Here is a 16,593-nt window from a genome sequence, read left to right on the forward strand (position 1 = left end):
GCCCATGACCGTCCCGGCCCCCGAGCTGCCGGCCCGCGTCCGCATCCACGAGGTCGGCGCCCGCGACGGACTGCAGAACGAGAAGACGGCCGTACCCACCGCCGTCAAGGCCGAGTTCATCCACCGGCTGGCCGCCGCCGGCCTCACCACCATCGAGGCCACCAGCTTCGTGCACCCCAAGTGGGTGCCCCAGCTGGCCGACGCCGAGCAGCTGTTCCCCCAGCTGCACGACCTCGCCGGGGTGCACCTGCCCGTCCTCGTCCCCAACGAGCGCGGCCTCGACCGCGCGCTCGCCCTCGGGGCCACCCGCATCGCCGTCTTCGGCTCGGCCACCGAGACCTTCGCCTCCCGCAACCTCAACCGGACCGTCGCCGAGTCCCTCGCCATGTTCGAGCCCGTCGTGGCCCGCGCCAAGGAGGGCAAGGCGCACGTCCGCGGCTACCTCTCCATGTGCTTCGGCGACCCGTGGGAGGGGCCGGTCCCGGTCCACCAGGTGGTCCGCGTGGCCAAGGCGCTGCTCGACCTCGGCTGCGACGAGCTCAGCCTCGGCGACACCATCGGCGTCGCCACCCCGGGCCATGTCCAGACCCTCCTCAGCGAGCTCAACGAGGAGGGCGTGCCGACCGACCGGATCGGCGTGCACTTCCACGACACCTACGGCCAGGCCCTGTCCAACACCCTCGCCGCGCTCCAGCACGGGGTGACCACCGTCGACGCCTCCGCAGGCGGCCTCGGCGGATGCCCGTACGCGAAGAGCGCCACCGGCAACCTCGCCACCGAGGACCTGGTGTGGATGCTCGACGGCCTCGGCATCGAGACCGGCGTCGACCTGGCCGCCCTCACCGCCACGAGCGTGTGGATGGCCGAACGGCTGGGACGCCCCAGCCCCTCCCGTACCGTCCGCGCGCTCTCCCACAAGGAGTAACGAAGACCATGTCCCTCGACCACCGGCTCACCCCCGAGCACGAGGAACTCCGCCGTACCGTCGAGGCGTTCGCGCACGACGTCGTCGCCCCCAAGATCGGCGACCTGTACGAGCGGCACGAGTTCCCGTACGAGATCGTCCGCGAGATGGGCCGCATGGGCCTGTTCGGCCTGCCCTTCCCGGAGGAGTACGGCGGCATGGGCGGCGACTACCTCGCCCTCGGCATCGCCCTGGAGGAGCTGGCCCGCGTCGACTCCTCGGTCGCGATCACGCTGGAGGCGGGCGTCTCGCTCGGCGCCATGCCCATCCACCTCTTCGGCACCGAGGAGCAGAAGCGGCAGTGGCTGCCGAAGATGTGCTCCGGCGAGGTGCTCGGCGCCTTCGGCCTGACCGAGCCGGACGGCGGCTCCGACGCCGGCGGCACCCGCACCACGGCCGTCAAGGACGGCGACGAGTGGGTGATCAACGGCTCGAAGTGCTTCATCACCAACTCCGGTACGGACATCACCGGCCTGGTCACCGTCACTGCCGTGACGGGCCGCAAGGCGGACGGCCGCCCGGAGATCTCCTCGATCATCGTCCCGTCCGGCACCCCGGGCTTCACGGTGGCCGCGCCGTACTCCAAGGTGGGCTGGAACTCCTCGGACACGCGGGAGCTGGCCTTCGACAACGTACGGGTGCCGCTGGCCAACCTGGTCGGCCAGGAGGGCCGCGGCTACGCCCAGTTCCTGCGCATCCTCGACGAGGGCCGCATCGCGATCTCGGCGCTCGCCACCGGCCTGGCCCAGGGCTGCGTGGACGAGTCGGTGAAGTACGCGAAGGAGCGCAAGGCCTTCGGCCGGCCCATCGGCGACAACCAGGCCATCCAGTTCAAGCTGGCGGACATGGAGATGCGCGCCCACATGGCCCGCATCGGCTGGCGTGACGCGGCCTCCCGCCTCGTGGCCGGGGAGCCGTTCAAGAAGGAGGCGGCGATCGCGAAGCTGTACTCCTCCACGGTCGCGGTGGACAACGCCCGGGACGCCACGCAGATCCACGGCGGCTACGGGTTCATGAACGAGTACCCCGTGGCGCGCATGTGGCGGGACTCCAAGATCCTGGAGATCGGCGAGGGCACCAGCGAGGTGCAGCGCATGCTGATCGCCCGCGAGCTGGGCTTCGCCGGATAGTACGGAGTACGTTGACCGCCGGGCCGGGACCGGTCCGGCGGTCAGAGCCCCGTCTCTACGTCTGCTCCCGCTCCGCCTCGGCGACGAAGGGCTGCAGAAAGTTCGCGATGTGCTGCTCCACATCGGTGATCCGCTGCTCGAAGGCGTAGAGCTGGTCCCGCATGCCCGCCTTGGCCTGCTCGTCCTGCCGGGACTCCTCTATGTTGCGCTGGACGATGCCGATGAGGTCCTGGAGTTGGAGGTGGAGCGTTCCGCTGATTCCGCCCCACATCTCGCGCAGATCGGCGGCGCGGCTGCCCGCGTACTGGCGGGCGGTCTGGGCTGCCGAGTCCTTCACGTGGGCCGCGAACTCCTCCGCCGCGCGCGTCTGCAGCTTGCCGTCGGCGAAGAAGATCGCCCCGGAGGCCAGGAGCGGTCCGATGGCCGCGCCGATGGCCACCGCCACGCCGACCGGTGGAACGGCCAGGCCCAGGCTGATCAGACCGGCCGCCGCGGCGGCGGTCGTCCCGCCGACGACCACCGCACCGCCGCCCGCGCCGAGCGCCATGAGCGAGCTGGGGCGGAACATCAGCGGTACGTCGTCCCGGTGGCGGCGCCCGTCGCGTCCGTTGCCCTTGCCCGCCGCGATGGCCAGCGTGTAGATCAGGTAGTTCTGGTCCCGTTCCGACTGTGAACCGGTGAGTTCCGCGCGGAGCTTGTCGAGGAGGGACGCGTGCGCCCGGATCAGCGGTTCGAGCTGGCGGACGAGGTCGGCCTGCCGCTGCTCGATGACCTGGTCGAGCTCCTGGGCGCAGAAGACCTGCATGCGTTCCTGCAGCTGGACCGTGTACGCGTCCATCAGCTCGTGCTGGGCGGCGACGCGGCCACCCTTGGTGAAGGACCGGACGGCTCGGCTCAGGCGTCCCGGGCCGGTCGTGACGTGCCACTCGCCGATCTCGCGGCTGATCTCGGTCAGGAACGCGGAGAACCTCAGCTGCAGTTCGTTCTCGATGCCCTGGATCTTGCCGCCGACGATGTCGCGGATCGCGTCGGCGCTGGCGCGCAGCTGGTCCTGGGTGGACTGGCTGCGGTCGAGGAGCTCGCGCAACTCCGCCGTCGACTTCATCAGGACCGCGCCCTCGTCATGCAGGCGCACGCGCAGGTTGACGGCGTTGTGGCGCAGGAACTCGGCGAGCCGCACGAACTTCACCCGGGCCGCGTCGCGCATGCAGAAGACCTCCAGGGCGGACTCCAGCTGCCCGATCCCCGAGGCCGTCAGCTTCTCCTCGTCCCCGTCGATCCGTGAGCGCAGGGCCTGCAGGGCGCTGACGAAGAAGACCTCGGGGGCGGCGGAACCGGATTCCCCGGTGAGCTCGGCGACCGCGTTGCGGCAGCGGCTCATCACCTCCGCCCGTTCCTCCTCCTCGATCCGGTCGAACTGGTTCACCACGAAGAAGATGTCGCGGTGCCCCAGCTTCCGGACCCGGGTGAGGTAGTTCTCGGTCTCGTGGAGGGTGAACGGCCGTCCCGCATCGGTGACGAACACGACGGCGTCCACCTCCTCCAGGTACCGCAGGGTCACCAGCTCGCGGTCGGAACTCTCGTTGATCCCGGCCGAGTCCACGATCTCGACGGATCTGCGCAGCAGTTCCAGTGGCTGCTCCACGACGGCCAGCGCGAAGGACGGGGTCCGGGGTGCGCCGTGCGCGTCGATCTGGAGGGCGACCTCCCGCTTGAACTCCTCCGTCGTGACGGCCGTCTCGGCGCCCCGCCGGTCCCCGTCCCGGTACAGCCAGGCCCGCTCGGTCTCGCCCCAGCGCAGGACGGTGGTGAAAGCGGTGGCCGGATTGGCCTTGGTGGGCAGCAGGCGCTTGCCCAGCAGGGCGTTGATCAGGGTGCTCTTGCCGCTGCTGAACTCGCCGAGCACCATGATGCGGAAGGTCTCGCGTTCGAAGACCGCCCCGTTGATGCCGAGATCCAGTGGCCCGCCCGGGGTGCCGGGCGGGGCGATGACGGCCGCGGCCTCGCCGGCCACCTGCTGGAGGCGCTGGTAGTACGAGCGCAGCGTTCCGATGTTCTCGCTCCAGCCGCGGAACTGCACGGCCGGTGATTCCTGGCCGGCCGTTGACCGCCGGTTGTCGTGCGCCATCAGGCCCCTTCCAGGGGAGAGAGGTGGGCGTGCACGGAGCGGCTCAGCGTCCGCGCCGTGTTCTGCAGTGAGCGCCAGTGGTCGAGGGACTCCGGCTGGGCGGCGACGGCCGTCGTGTGCAGCCGCCACCACTGCTCGTCGCGGTCCCGCGCCCGGCTCAGCAGGTGGTCGTAGGCCTGGCCGATGCGCGCCTCGGTCCGCGCCACCTGCTGCGTGAACGCCGCCTCGACGATCCGCTCCAGGTCGTCGATGGCGCGTTCACGGCGCTCCGCCTGGCCGTGTTCGAGCGCCTCCGTCACCAGCGCCGTACCGGCCGCTCCCGCGATCTGCCCCACGGCCTCGGCGGACAGGGGCGTCAGCACGCTCTCGATGGCGGTGCCGACGAACTCCGGCAGCCAGGAGGCGTCCCAGCCGGTGGCGTTCTGCGATTCCGCGGCGGCGGCCTCCTCGGCGACTCCGGGCAGGGCCGCGGCCGGTACGACCCGCCCGGCGCCGGGGGCGGCCAGTCCCTGGAACAGTTCCTCGCCGGGCCGGTTGCGCAGCAGGACGGCGCGCAGCCGGCGGGTGTCCTCTTCCAGCGCCCGGTCGACGGCCCCGGTGATCCACGCCTCGAAGTGCTGGAGGGCCTCGGCGGTGTACGGGATCGCGTGGAGGCGGATGAAGTGCTGCTCCTGCGGCGTGTCCAGCATCCGGGAGAAGCGCGCGGCGAGTTCGCGCGCCGCGGTGGTCCGCCGCTTGCGCGCCTCGGCGGCGATCGCCTGGACGAGGGTGGCGCGCCACTCCCCCGCGTCGGCGCTGAGCACGATCCAGTGGAAGCGGGCGCTCTCGTGGGCCGTGTGCCAGATCTGGGCGGCCCGCGTACGGACGGGGTCGGGCCGGTGCACGTCCGCGAGCGCCCGCTCCGCGGCTTCCTCCACGAGGGCGCAGGTGGCGGCGAGGAGGTGCAGTCTGCGGATGGTCCGCAACGCTCGGCGCAGCCAGATTCCGGCCAGGTGGCCCAGGACCGCGCGGAGCGGGTCGACGCCGTCGGGTTCCGCGGCCCCGGGTGCCGTGCCGGGTGCGGGGACCGGGCCGGAGAGCACCAGCGCCTCGGGGGCCAGGACCGAGACGAGGTGGTTGACGCGGAGCAGGATGTCGGCCGCCTCGTCCTCGACCTCGGCGAGCTTGGTGACGACGACGGCGAGCGGAGGGCTGTGCGGGGCGGCGGCGAGCGCCTTGATCCGGGCCTGTTCGGTGGCGAGCATCGCGCGGCGCGCCTCGGTGACGACGACCACCACGTCGCAGTCGCCGACGATCCGGGCGAGGGCGGCGGTGTCGGGCTGCCGTACTCCGGACCAGCCCTCCCAGCCCGGGGTGTCGACGAGCTCCACACCGGTACGGGCCGGCCAGGACCCGGTCGGCACCTCGACCCGTACGGTACGCAGACCGGTCGGCCCGGGGCCCGCGGGAGCCGGGGGCCCCGGCTCCCCCGACTGCCCCGGCTCGCCCGACTCCGCGGCGAACGGGCGTACCACCACGGGCGGCCCGTCCGTCGCGTGCACGGACACCGGCACGCACACCGCGCCGATCAGCTCGTTCACGAGGCGGGACTTCCCGACGTTGCTGCCGCCGATGACGCAGATCCGGGCCCGCGGGGATTCCGCGCGGCGGGCCGTGCGGCGGATCAGCGAGGCGGCGGAGTCCGCCCCGGCCCGGTCCGCGAGCAGGGCCACCTGTTCGGCGAGTTCAGCCTGCCGCAACTCACGTTCGCGCTCCTCCGTACCGGCCACCGCGCCGCCACCCCACCCCGTCAGGACCTCCCGGCAGGGCCATGATGCCAACGGATGGGGCCGGGCGCCGCCGGTTCGACGGGAAGGCCCCCGCGTACGCGCGGGGAAGAAGGCGCCCGGGAAAAACTTAGGTCCCCCTTACCAATTCCAGCCAAGGTTAGGCTAACCTTCCCTCCGAACGGCCCCGTGGCCGCCCGGCACGCACGAAAGCGGACATAGACATGCCCAAGTCCCGTACCCCCCACCTCTCCCGCCGCGGTCTCATCGCCGCCGGCGGCGCTCTCGGCCTCGTCGCGGCCCTCACCGCGTGCGGCGGATCCGACTCGGCGAAGGGCGAGGCGGGCGACAAGGACAAGGGCACCGCCGCCTCCGGCCCCTGGACGTTCAAGGACGACCTCGGCAAGGACATCAGCCTCAAGGCGAAGCCGAAGAACGTCGTCGCGTTCACCGGCACCGCCGCCGCGCTGTACGACTACGGCATCCAGGTCAAGGGCGTCTTCGGCCCGACCAAGACCGCCGACGGCAAGCCCGACGTGCAGGCCGGCTCGATGGACATCTCCAAGGTCGAGATCCTCGGCAACGTCTACGACGAGTTCAACGTCGAGAAGTACGCGGCCCTCCAGCCCGAGCTGCTCGTCACCAACACCTGGGACGGCACCTACTGGTACGTGCCCGAGGCCTCCAAGGACAAGATCCTGAAGCTGGCCCCGGCCGCCGCCATCGGCGTCGGCGGCGACGTCTCCATGGACAAGGCCCTGGAGCGCACCGCGGACCTCGCCAAGTCCCTCGGCGCCGACCTGAACTCCAAGACCGCCGCCGACGGCAAGGCCCGCTTCGACGCCGCGGCCGCCAAGGTCCGCGAGGCCACCAAGGCCAACCCGGGCATCAAGGTCCTCGTCGGCTCCGGCTCTGCCGACCTGTTCTACGCCTCCACCCCCGACACCTCGGCCGACCTGAAGTACTTCAAGTCGCTGGGCGTCGAGTTCATCACCCCGGACAAGCTGGACGCCGGCGGCTTCTTCGAGAGCCTCAGCTGGGAGAACGCCGGCAAGTACAAGGCCGACCTGGTCCTGCTCGACAATCGCACCGGCACCCTGCAGCCGGAGGAGCTGAAGGCCAAGCCGACCTGGGCCGAGATGCCCGCCGTCAAGGCCGGCCAGGTCGCCCCGCGCGTGACCGAGCCGATCTACTCGTACGAGAAGTGCGCCAAGATCCTGGAAGACCTCGCGAAGTCCATCCAGAGCGCCAAGAAGGTCAGCTGACCGTCGGCAGGCCCACCGGCCTCCGGCGCCCCGACCAGGCGCCGACTTCACTCCCAGGGGGGACTCTCCGCATGACCGCCACCGCGTCCGACACGACTGCCGCCGAAGCCGTCCCGGCTGCCGCCCACTTCCGGTTCTTCGAACTCGAAGTGCTGCGCACCCGCCGGCTCGGGCACTCGTTCCTGCGGGTCACGTTCGGCGGGGAGTCCCTCGCGGGCTTCCGCTCGGGCGGCTACGACCAGAGCCTCTCGCTCTTCCTGCCACCCGCCCACGAGGAGCACACCGTGCTCCCGTCCACCGACGAGGACACCTGGTTCGGCGCCTGGCGCACGATGCCCGACGCCGACCGCCCGGTGATGCGCTCGTACACCGTGCGCGAGCAGCGCCGCACGCCAGGGGGCGCGGACGAGGTCGACATCGACTTCGTCCTGCACGGTGACTCCTCGCCCGCCTCGTACTGGGCCGGACGGGCCGTCACCGGCCGCCGGATCATGGCGATCGGCCCGGCCGTCGCGGAGAACAAGTCCGTACGGTTCCAGCCACCGGCCGCCACCGACGCGCTGCTGATGTACGCGGACGAGACGGCGCTGCCGGCGGCCGCCGCGATCCTGGACCGGCTCCCCGCCGGCACCCGGGTCGCGGCCTGGTTCGAGGTCCCGCACACCGACGACCGGATCGACCTCCCCAGCCCCGCCGACGCGGACATCACCTGGATCGTGCGGGAGAGCGGCGCGGGCAAGCAGCGCACCGAGCACGTGCTGGAGGCGCTCCGGGCAGCGGAACTGCCGGGCGCGCAGGCGCCGTACGTCTGGCTCGCGGGCGAGGCCGGCACCGTACGGGCGGTCCGCAGGCACATCGTGCAGGAACGTTCCATCGACCGGCGCGCGGTGCGCTTCACCGGCTACTGGCGTCTCGGTGCGAGCGAGGAGGAACTCCTCGCCGAGGCGTACTCGGGACAGGCGGCCAGCGAGGACCCCTCCTCCGTGCTGTAGTGCCGACTCGCCAACTCCCGCTGTTCACACCCCTGTTGAGAGACGGGCCCTGGCTTTGGCCGGGGCCCGTCTCTATTTGGCGCGGTAGTTAGGTTAGGCTAACCTAAGAGACGTCTTCCCCACCCCCCTCTCCCCGTGCCCGGAGGAACGTTGATGCGCTCGCATCTGCTGAATGAGACGACCGCGGACCTGTACCGGCGTTCCGTCACGGAAGGCGTCGAGCGCGTCGCCGCCAAACTCGCGACCACGGAACGGCCCCACACCGGCATATCCGTCGACGAACTCGCCCCGGTCATCAACGGGATCGACCTGGACCGGCCGCTCGAAGACCCGGCCGCCGTCCTCGACGAGCTGGAAGAGGTCTACCTGCGCGACGCGGTGTACTTCCACCACCCGCGCTACCTGGGCCACCTCAACTGCCCGGTCGTCATCCCCGCCGTCCTCGGCGAGGCCGTCCTGTCGGCCGTCAACTCCTCCCTGGACACCTGGGACCAGTCCATCGGCGGCACGCTCATCGAGCGCCGCCTGATCGACTGGACCGCCGAGCGCATCGGCCTCGGCCCGGACGCGGACGGCATCTTCACCTCCGGCGGCAGCCAGTCCAACTTCCACTCCCTGCTGCTGGCCCGCGACGAGGCCTGCCGCACGGTCATGCAGCGCAGCGAGCGCCCCCCGGCGAAGTCCGAAGTCCTGCCGAAGCTGCGCATCTTCACCTCCGAGGCCAGCCACTTCAGCGTCAAGAAGTCGGCCGCCATGCTCGGGCTCGGCTACGAGGCCGTCATCGCCGTCCCGGTCGACCGCAACCGCCGCATGGACACCTCCGTGCTCGCCCTGGAGCTGGAGAGCTGTGTCCGCGAGGGCCTGTTCCCGATGGCCGTCGTCGCCACCGCCGGCACCACCGACTTCGGGTCCATCGACCCGCTCCCGGAGATCGCCCGCCTGACCGCCGAGCACTCCACCTGGATGCACGTGGACGCCGCGTACGGCTGCGGACTGCTGGTCTCCCCGACCCGCCGGCACCTGCTCGACGGCATCGAGCACGCGAACTCGGTCACCGTCGACTACCACAAGTCGTTCTTCCAGCCGGTCAGCTCCAGCGCGATGCTGGTGCGCGACCGCGACACCCTCAAGCACGCCACGTACCACGCCGACTACCTCAACCCCCGCCGCATGGCGGAGGAGCGGATCCCCAACCAGGTCGACAAGTCCATCCAGACCACGCGCCGCTTCGACGCGCTCAAGCTCTGGATGACCCTGCGCACCATGGGCGCCGACGGCCTGGGCTCGCTCTTCGACGAGGTCATCGACCTGGCCGCCGCGGGCTGGGACATCATCGACGCCGATCCCCGCTTCGAGGTCGTCGTCCGCCCGCAGATCTCCACCCTGGTCTTCCGCTACGTACCCCGTCCCGAAGGCGTCGAGGTGCGCAAGGACCTCGTCGACGAGGCCAACCTGCACGCCCGCAAGGCACTGTTCGCCTCCGGTGAGGCCGTCGTCGCCGGCACCAAGGTGGACGGGGACCAGTACCTGAAGTTCACCCTCCTCAACCCGCAGACCACGACGGCCGACATCGCTGCCGTCCTCGACCTCCTCGCCGCACACGCCGAGCAGTTCCTGGGAGAATCCCTTGCCGTCCACCACTGAGCCCCACGACTTCATCGGTATCGGCCTCGGTCCCTTCAACCTGGGACTCGCCTGCCTGACCGCGCCGATCGCCGAGCTCGACGGCCTCTTCATCGAGTCGAAGCCGCACTTCGAGTGGCACGCCGGGATGTTCCTGGACGGCGCCCACCTGCAGACGCCGTTCATGTCGGACCTGGTCACCCTGGCCGACCCGACCTCGCCCTTCTCCTTCCTGAACTACCTGAAGGACAAGGACCGGCTGTACTCCTTCTACATCCGGGAGAACTTCTACCCGCTGCGGACCGAGTACAACGACTACTGCCGCTGGGCCGCCGACCGCCTCGACAACGTGCAGTACTCCACCTCCGTCACGGAGGTCACGTACGACGAGCGGGCCGAGGTGTACGAGGTCCGCACCGACCGCGGCGAGACCCACCGCGCCCGCCGCCTGGTCCTGGGCACCGGCACCCCGCCGTTCGTCCCGCAGGCCTGCGCCGGCCTGGGCGGCGACTTCACGCACAACTCCGCGTACGTGCAGAACAAGGCGGAGCTCCAGCGGAAAAAGTCGATCACGCTCATCGGCTCCGGCCAGAGCGCGGCCGAGATCTACCTCGACCTGCTGTCCGAGATCGACGTGTACGGCTACCAGCTCAACTGGGTCACCCGCTCCCCGCGGTTCTTCCCGCTGGAGTACACGAAGCTGACGCTGGAGATGACCTCGCCGGAGTACGTGGACTACTTCCACGCCCTGCCCGAGGAGACCCGCTATCGGCTCGAAACCCAGCAGAAGAACCTCTTCAAGGGCATCGACGGCGAGCTCATCAACGCCATTTTCGACCTGCTCTACCAGAAGAAGGTCACCTCGCCGGGCCCGGTCCCGACCACCCTGCTGACCAACACCTCGCTGAACTCCGCGGCGTACGACACCACCACGGGCGCCTACACCCTGGGGCTGCGCCAGGAGGAGCAGGAGCGCGACTTCTCCCTCGCCACCGAGGGCCTGATCCTCGCGACGGGGTACAAGTACACGCTGCCGGAGTTCCTGAACCCGGTGCGCGAGCGCCTCGCCTTCGACGGCCGCGGTCGCCCCGACGCGGCCCGCAACTACAGCATCGACGTGACCGGCCGCGGGGTCTTCCTCCAGAACGGCACGGTGCACAACCACTCCATCACCTCGCCCGACCTGGGCATGGCCGCGTACCGCAACGCGTACATCGTCGGTGAGCTCCTCGGCCGCGAGTACTACAAGGTCGAGAAGTCCATCGCGTTCCAGCAGTTCGCGGCCCCGGAAGGCACCCACGCATGAGCACCACCACGGAAAACCTCTACACGCGCGACGACGCCGTCCTCGGCAGCTTCGCGATCCGCCCGCTGGACCCCTTCGCCGACGCGGAGCTGCTCCACGGCTGGGTCACGCACCCCAAGGCCTCGTTCTGGATGATGCAGGACGCCTCGCTGCCGGACGTCGAGCGCGAGTACATGCGCATCGCCGCCCACGAGCACCACGACGCCTTCATCGGCCTCCACAAGGGCCGTCCGGCCTTCCTGATGGAGAGGTACGACCCGAGCCGGCTGGAGCTGGTCGGCCTGTACGAGGCGCAGCCGGGCGACGTGGGCATGCACTTCCTCGTCGCGCCGAGCGACCGGCCGCTGCACGGGTTCACCCGCGCCGTGATCACCACGGTGATGGCCGCGCTGTTCGCCGATCCGAGGACCGAGCGCGTCGTGGTGGAGCCGGACGTGGAGAACACGGCGGTGCACGCCCTGAACGAGGCGGTCGGCTTCGTCCCCGACGGCCCGGTCCGGAAGCCCGAGAAGACGGCCCTGCTGAGCTTCTGCACCCGCGCGCAGTTCGAGGCGGCCACCGGCCTGACGGGAGCCTCCATATGAGCCTCGCCGACGCGATCTCGCACCTCTCCCCCGAGCTGTGGGCCCGCGCGAACCGCGCGCTGGTCCGCAAGGCCCTGGCGGAGTTCTCGCACGAGCGCCTGCTGACCCCGGAGCCGCGGGGCGGCGCCGCCTCCGACGCCGGCACCGGCAGCACCGGGTACTCGGTCCTGAGCGACGACGGCTCGGTCGAGTACCGCTTCACCTCGGCCCGCCACGCCCTGGATCACTGGGCGGTGGACGAGGCCTCGATCATCCGCCTCAAGGACGGCGCCGAGCTCCCGCTCGACGCCCTCGACTTCCACATCGAGATGCGCGAGGCCCTGGGCCTGAGCGCGGAGGTCCTGCCGGTCTACCTGGAGGAGATCTCCTCCACGCTGGCGGGCTCGGGGTTCAAGTACACCAAGCCGCAGGTCCCGTCCGCCGTGCTCGCGAAGTCCTCCTTCCAGGACATCGAGACGGGCATGACCGAGGGCCACCCCTGCTTCGTGGCCAACAACGGCCGCCTCGGCTTCGGCGTGCACGAGTACCTCTCGTACGCCCCGGAGACGGCGAGCCCCGTCCACCTGGTGTGGGTGGCGGCCCGCAAGGACGTCTCGACCTTCACGGCGGGCGCGGGCCTGGACCACGACGCGTTCATGCGCGCCGAGCTGGGCGAGGAGGCGATCGCGGGGTTCGCGGCGCAGCTCGACGCCCTGGGCCTGGACCTGGCGGACTACCACCTGCTGCCCGTCCACCCCTGGCAGTGGTGGAACAAGACCACGGTCACCTTCGCGGCCGAGATCGCGAACCGCCGCCTGGTACTGCTGGGCGAAGGCTCGGACGCGTACCTCGCACAGCAGTCGATCCGTACGTTCTTCAACACCAGCGCCCCGAAGAAGCACTACGTCAAAACGGCGATCTCGGTGCTCAACATGGGCTTCATGCGCGGGCTGTCCGCCGCGTACATGGAGGCAACCCCGGCGATCAACGACTGGCTGCACCAGCTGATCGAGGGCGACGAGGTGCTGCGGTCGGTGGACTTCTCGATCATCCGCGAGCGCGCGGCGATCGGCTACCACCACCGCCAGTACGAGCGCGCCACCGACCGGTACTCCCCGTACCGCAAGATGCTGGCCGCCCTGTGGCGCGAGTCCCCGGTGGAGTCGCTGAAGGAGGGCGAGCGCCTGGCCACGATGGCCTCGCTGCTCCACGTGGACGCGGACGGCAGGTCCTTCGTCGGCGCGCTCATCGAGGAATCGGGCCTGACCCCGGCCGAGTGGCTGCGCCACTACCTGCGGGCCTATCTGGTGCCGCTGCTGCACTGCTTCTACCAGTACGACCTGGCGTACATGCCGCACGGCGAGAACACGATCCTCGTCATCGAGAACGGCGTGGTGAAGCGGGCGATCTTCAAGGACATCGCCGAGGAGATCGTGGTCATGGACCCGGACGCGGTCCTGCCGCCGGCGGTCGAGCGGGTCCGGGCAGACATCCCGGAGGACATGAAGCTGCTGTCCGTCTTCACGGACGTGTTCGACTGCTTCTTCCGCTTCCTGGGCTCGATCCTCGTCTCGGAGGGCATCTGCGAGGAGGACACCTTCTGGCGGGCGGTCGCGGACTGCGGTCACGACTACCAGGAGTCGATGCCGCAGCTCGCGGAGCGCTTCGAGCGGTACGACCTGTTCGCCGAGGAGTTCCAGCTGTCCTGCCTGAACCGGCTCCAGCTGCGCAACAACAAGCAGATGGTGGACCTCGCCGACCCGGCGGCCGCCCTCCAGCTGATCGGCACCCTCAAGAACCCCGTCGCGCCTTACGCATCGCGACGGTGATCAATGGGGTGGGTGCGCTGCCGAATACGGTCCCTCGGCAGCGCACCCGCCCCTCCGGCTACGTCCAGGGGACGTCCGGCGCCCGGTAGTACGTGATGTCCTGGGCGTCCAGCCGCGGGCCCTGCGCCGCCACCCGCTGCCGGTACTCCGTCCAGTTCCGCGGGCCCGGGCTCCAGCCCAGTTCCGCGAGGCCCAGGACCCGCGGGAAGGCCATGAACTCCAGGTCCGCGCGGGTCGCGATCGTCTCCGTCCACAGCGGCGCCTCGACGCCGAGGACCGCGGACTGCGGGACCCCGGCCGCGGCCAGGTACGTCCCCGGGTCCCAGTCGTAGGCCCTGCGCACCGGGACGAAGCCCGCCCACGCCAGACCCGGCTTCGTCGTCAGGTCGTACTTCATGTCCAGGTACAGCCGGTCCGCGGGCGACAGGATCAGCGGGTGGCCCGCCTTCGCCGCCGCGGCCACCGCCGCCTTCTCCGTGGCCGCCGTCCTGTCGTGGCCCCAGTACTGGAGCACCGCCCCCGGTGCCGGGCGGGCCGTGGCCAGCTGGTGCCAGGCCACCACCGTCTTGCCGTGGCGCCCGACGATCTGCTGGGCCCGGTCCATGAACGCCGCGTAGTCCGCCGCCGGCGTCGAGTGCGCCTCGTCGCCGCCGATGTGCAGGTAGCGGCCCGGCGTCATTTCCGCCAGCTCGCCGAGCACGTCGTCGACGAACTCGTACGTCCGCTCCTCGCCGACGCACAGCGAGCTGAAGCCGACCTTGATCCCGGTGTAGCGCTCGCGCGCCTTGCCTTCGCAGTTCAGCTCCGCGTAGGAGGCCTGGGCCGCGTTCACGTGCCCCGGCATGTCGATCTCCGGGACCACGTCCACGTACCGCTCCCCCGCGTACGCCACCAGGTCCCGGTACTGGTCCTTCGTCCAGTACCCGCCCGGCCCGCCGCCGACCTCGCTGCCGCCTCCGTACTCCGCCAGCCGCGGCCAGGAGTCGATCGCGATCCGCCAGCCCTGGTCGTCGGTCAGGTGCAGGTGCAGCGTGTTGACCTTGTACTGGGCCAGCTGGTCCACGGACCGCTTGACCTGCTCCGCCGTGAAGTGGTGGCGGGCGATGTCCAGCATGGCCCCCCGGTACGCGAACCGGGGCGCGTCGGTGATCTCGCCGCCGGGCACCGTGCCCGGACCGGCCACCGGCAGCAGCTGCCGCAGCGTCTGCCCCGCGTGGAAGAGCCCCGCCGGGGTCCGGGCGGTCAGCGTGACCCCGTTCGAGCCGGACTCCAGCCGGTACCCCTCGGCGCCGGTCCCCTGCGCGTGCTCGTCGAGCCGCAGCCGGATCCCGTCGCCGTCGGCCCCGTCGACCACCGGCAGCGGGAGCCCGCTGGGGCCCCGCAGCTGCTCCGCGAGGAGCTCGCCGACCCGCCGGACCTCCTCGCCGCCGGCCGGGCCGGTACGGATGACGGTGCCCGCGCCGACGGCGTACCCGGGGCCTTCGGCGCGCGCGGAGGCGGGCGCCGGCAGGAGCTGTGCGTAGGGGGCGAGGGCGGCGGGGCGCCCGTCCCCGGGTCTGGCGTCGGCCTCGGGGGACGCGGCGCAGGAGACGGCCGCGCCGAGGACGAGGAGTGTGCCGAGCGTGCGTCGCAGGACTCTCATAGGGCAGGTATAGGCCAACTGGCGTGCCGGGGCCGGTGCGAGAATCGACGGATGGCGGAAATCATCCAGAAGGACGGCACATGGACCTTCGACGGGGACGCGGTGCGGATCGTGCCCGGCCGCGACAAGGGGGTGGGGCTGCTGCGCCAGACGCTGGGCGAGGTGGTCGTCCCGCTGCGCGCGCTCGCCGGGGTCAGCCACGAACCGGGGCGCAGGGCGGGCCGGTTGAGGCTGAGGCTGCGTGACGGCGCGGACCCGCTGCTCCAGGTGACGGGCGGGCGGCTGCCGGAGGCCTCCGACCCGTACCGGCTGACGGTGGACGCGGACCGGACCGGGGTGGCGGAGTACTTCGTGGACGAGGTCCGGGGCGCGCTGCTGCTGGACCAGGTGGACTCCGGTCCGGCGGACGCGTACCTGCTGCCGGGGCCTGCCGTGCCGATCACGGTGGCCGCGGGGGACGGGACGGTTGCCTTCGACGGCGACCGGGTGGCGCTGGACTGGAACTGGACGACGGAGGAGGCCAAGAGCTCCGGCGGGCCGCGCGAGTTCCGGGTCGCGGACCTGCGGGCGGTGGAGTGGTCCCCCTCGAAGGGCCTGGACAACGGATGGATCCGGTTCACCCTGGCGGGCGCCCCGGCGGCTCCCGCGCCCAAGTACGACCCGTACACGGTGGAGCTGTTCGGCTTCAAGAAGGACCCGCTGATGGCGCTGGTCGCGGCGGCCGTGGCGGTACGGATGCCCCATCCCCGGGGCGCCGCGGCGTCGGCCGAGCCCGCCCCGGCCCTGTCGAAGGCCCCGCCGGTGCCGGAGCTCGCGGCCTCGGCCCCCGAGCCGGCGGCCCCGGAGGACCACGACGCCCTGCTGCGCCGGCTGCGCGAGCTCGGCGATCTGCACCAGGGCGGCATCCTCACGGCCGAGGAGTTCGCCGCGGCCAAGCAGGCCGTTTTGCGGCGTTTCTGACCTTTATCTCCACCCTTCGGTGACCGGATTTGCGCCTTCCGCTGGTCTGGACCAGAGGGATCCTGCCCGATTCCGGGCAGGATCTTTGCGTTCCAGGCCGTGGCCAGTCAGTATCTACGGGTGCTCGACCGCCGCCCGTCTCATGACGATCTCGTCGACCACCTGGTGCGCAGCACCGCGCTGCAGCGCGGCGAGGCCGCCCGGGTGGTGCTCGACGTACTCGCGTACTTCGACGAGACGACCGAGGAATTCGTGCGCCGCCGCCACCGTGAGCTCCAGTCCGGCGGCGCGGTCAACGCGGAGATCTTCGAACGGATCGCGGCCGAGCTGCCGCACCGCGCCGTGGCGCCGCCGGAGCTCTCGCTCCGGCAGCTGCGCCGCATCGTCTACGGCTGAGCGACAGGGCCGTCCGACGGCCAGGCGCG

13 protein-coding genes are annotated in these 16,593 nt (G+C 71.1%); 10 read left to right on the forward strand and 3 right to left on the reverse strand.

Translation table 11 applies throughout. From position 1 onward, the window contains the following. The first annotated feature begins 4 nt into the window (after positions 1 to 4). A complete protein-coding gene (locus OG509_RS14265; RefSeq protein WP_406187574.1) occupies positions 5 to 925 on the forward strand; it encodes a hydroxymethylglutaryl-CoA lyase in 921 nt (306 codons plus the stop codon). Between the two features lie 8 nt (positions 926 to 933). Further along, entirely contained in the window at positions 934 to 2,094 is a 1,161-nt protein-coding gene (locus OG509_RS14270) for an acyl-CoA dehydrogenase family protein (RefSeq protein ID WP_134075573.1), read from the forward strand. A gap of 55 nt (positions 2,095 to 2,149) precedes the next feature. On the opposite strand, the gene OG509_RS14275 is transcribed toward OG509_RS14270, so the two are convergent. Together OG509_RS14275 and OG509_RS14280 are read right to left on the reverse strand one after the other, a co-directional pair. Further along, a complete protein-coding gene (locus tag OG509_RS14275; protein ID WP_406182955.1) occupies positions 2,150 to 4,222 on the reverse strand; it encodes a dynamin family protein in 2,073 nt (690 codons plus the stop codon). Further along, a complete protein-coding gene (locus OG509_RS14280) occupies positions 4,222 to 5,991 on the reverse strand; it encodes a GTPase (protein WP_406182956.1) in 1,770 nt (589 codons plus the stop codon). Before OG509_RS14280 ends, OG509_RS14275 begins: the two co-directional genes overlap by 1 nt. Positions 5,992 to 6,212: 221 nt before the next feature. Between OG509_RS14280 and OG509_RS14285 the strand changes: the two genes are divergently transcribed. The 6 genes from OG509_RS14285 (at position 6,213) to OG509_RS14310 (ending at position 13,566) form a co-directional block, all read left to right on the forward strand. Beyond that, positions 6,213 to 7,253: an ABC transporter substrate-binding protein gene (locus OG509_RS14285; protein ID WP_406182957.1), complete on the forward strand. Its 1,041-nt coding sequence runs from the start codon at positions 6,213 to 6,215 to the stop codon at positions 7,251 to 7,253. Positions 7,254 to 7,324: 71 nt separating this feature from the next. Further along, entirely contained in the window at positions 7,325 to 8,245 is a 921-nt protein-coding gene (locus OG509_RS14290) for a siderophore-interacting protein (RefSeq protein WP_406182959.1), read from the forward strand. A gap of 153 nt (positions 8,246 to 8,398) precedes the next feature. Then, positions 8,399 to 9,889: a pyridoxal phosphate-dependent decarboxylase family protein gene (locus OG509_RS14295; RefSeq protein WP_406182960.1), complete on the forward strand. Its 1,491-nt coding sequence runs from the start codon at positions 8,399 to 8,401 to the stop codon at positions 9,887 to 9,889. After that, a complete protein-coding gene (locus tag OG509_RS14300) occupies positions 9,873 to 11,174 on the forward strand; it encodes a lysine N(6)-hydroxylase/L-ornithine N(5)-oxygenase family protein (RefSeq protein ID WP_406182961.1) in 1,302 nt (433 codons plus the stop codon). Before OG509_RS14295 ends, OG509_RS14300 begins: the two co-directional genes overlap by 17 nt. After that, positions 11,171 to 11,758: a GNAT family N-acetyltransferase gene (locus OG509_RS14305; protein WP_406182963.1), complete on the forward strand. Its 588-nt coding sequence runs from the start codon at positions 11,171 to 11,173 to the stop codon at positions 11,756 to 11,758. Before OG509_RS14300 ends, OG509_RS14305 begins: the two co-directional genes overlap by 4 nt. Further along, positions 11,755 to 13,566, forward strand: coding sequence for an IucA/IucC family protein (locus tag OG509_RS14310; protein ID WP_406182964.1), 1,812 nt, complete (start codon positions 11,755 to 11,757; stop codon positions 13,564 to 13,566). Before OG509_RS14305 ends, OG509_RS14310 begins: the two co-directional genes overlap by 4 nt. Positions 13,567 to 13,624: 58 nt before the next feature. Here the strand turns inward: OG509_RS14310 and OG509_RS14315 are convergent, their stop codons facing one another. Continuing rightward, positions 13,625 to 15,208, reverse strand: coding sequence for a beta-N-acetylhexosaminidase (locus OG509_RS14315; protein WP_406182965.1), 1,584 nt, complete (start codon positions 15,206 to 15,208; stop codon positions 13,625 to 13,627). A gap of 51 nt (positions 15,209 to 15,259) precedes the next feature. Here OG509_RS14315 and OG509_RS14320 point away from each other — a divergent pair, with 51 nt between their 5' ends. Both OG509_RS14320 and OG509_RS14325 read left to right on the forward strand, forming a co-directional pair. Next, on the forward strand, positions 15,260 to 16,168 hold the full coding sequence (locus OG509_RS14320; RefSeq protein ID WP_406182966.1) for a DUF4429 domain-containing protein: 909 nt from the start codon (positions 15,260 to 15,262) through the stop codon (positions 16,166 to 16,168). A 120-nt stretch (positions 16,169 to 16,288) separates the two neighbouring features. Continuing rightward, on the forward strand, positions 16,289 to 16,564 hold the full coding sequence (locus OG509_RS14325) for a hypothetical protein (RefSeq protein WP_030008735.1): 276 nt from the start codon (positions 16,289 to 16,291) through the stop codon (positions 16,562 to 16,564). Positions 16,565 to 16,593: the final 29 nt, after the last annotated feature.

Origin of the sequence: Streptomyces sp. NBC_01006 (assembly GCF_045162725.1) — a bacterium.
In the GTDB taxonomy this organism is placed as follows: Bacteria; Actinomycetota; Actinomycetes; order Streptomycetales; family Streptomycetaceae; genus Streptomyces.

Coding starts and splice junctions, on each gene's coding strand:
- OG509_RS14265 (WP_406187574.1), top strand. CDS start 5: ATGACCGTCCCGGCCCCCGAGCTGCCGGCCCGCGTCCGCATCCACGAG.
- OG509_RS14270 (WP_134075573.1), top strand. CDS start 934: ATGTCCCTCGACCACCGGCTCACCCCCGAGCACGAGGAACTCCGCCGT.
- OG509_RS14275 (WP_406182955.1), bottom strand. CDS start 4,222: ATGGCGCACGACAACCGGCGGTCAACGGCCGGCCAGGAATCACCGGCC.
- OG509_RS14285 (WP_406182957.1), top strand. CDS start 6,213: ATGCCCAAGTCCCGTACCCCCCACCTCTCCCGCCGCGGTCTCATCGCC.
- OG509_RS14290 (WP_406182959.1), top strand. CDS start 7,325: ATGACCGCCACCGCGTCCGACACGACTGCCGCCGAAGCCGTCCCGGCT.
- OG509_RS14295 (WP_406182960.1), top strand. CDS start 8,399: ATGCGCTCGCATCTGCTGAATGAGACGACCGCGGACCTGTACCGGCGT.
- OG509_RS14305 (WP_406182963.1), top strand. CDS start 11,171: ATGAGCACCACCACGGAAAACCTCTACACGCGCGACGACGCCGTCCTC.
- OG509_RS14310 (WP_406182964.1), top strand. CDS start 11,755: ATGAGCCTCGCCGACGCGATCTCGCACCTCTCCCCCGAGCTGTGGGCC.
- OG509_RS14315 (WP_406182965.1), bottom strand. CDS start 15,208: ATGAGAGTCCTGCGACGCACGCTCGGCACACTCCTCGTCCTCGGCGCG.
- OG509_RS14320 (WP_406182966.1), top strand. CDS start 15,260: ATGGCGGAAATCATCCAGAAGGACGGCACATGGACCTTCGACGGGGAC.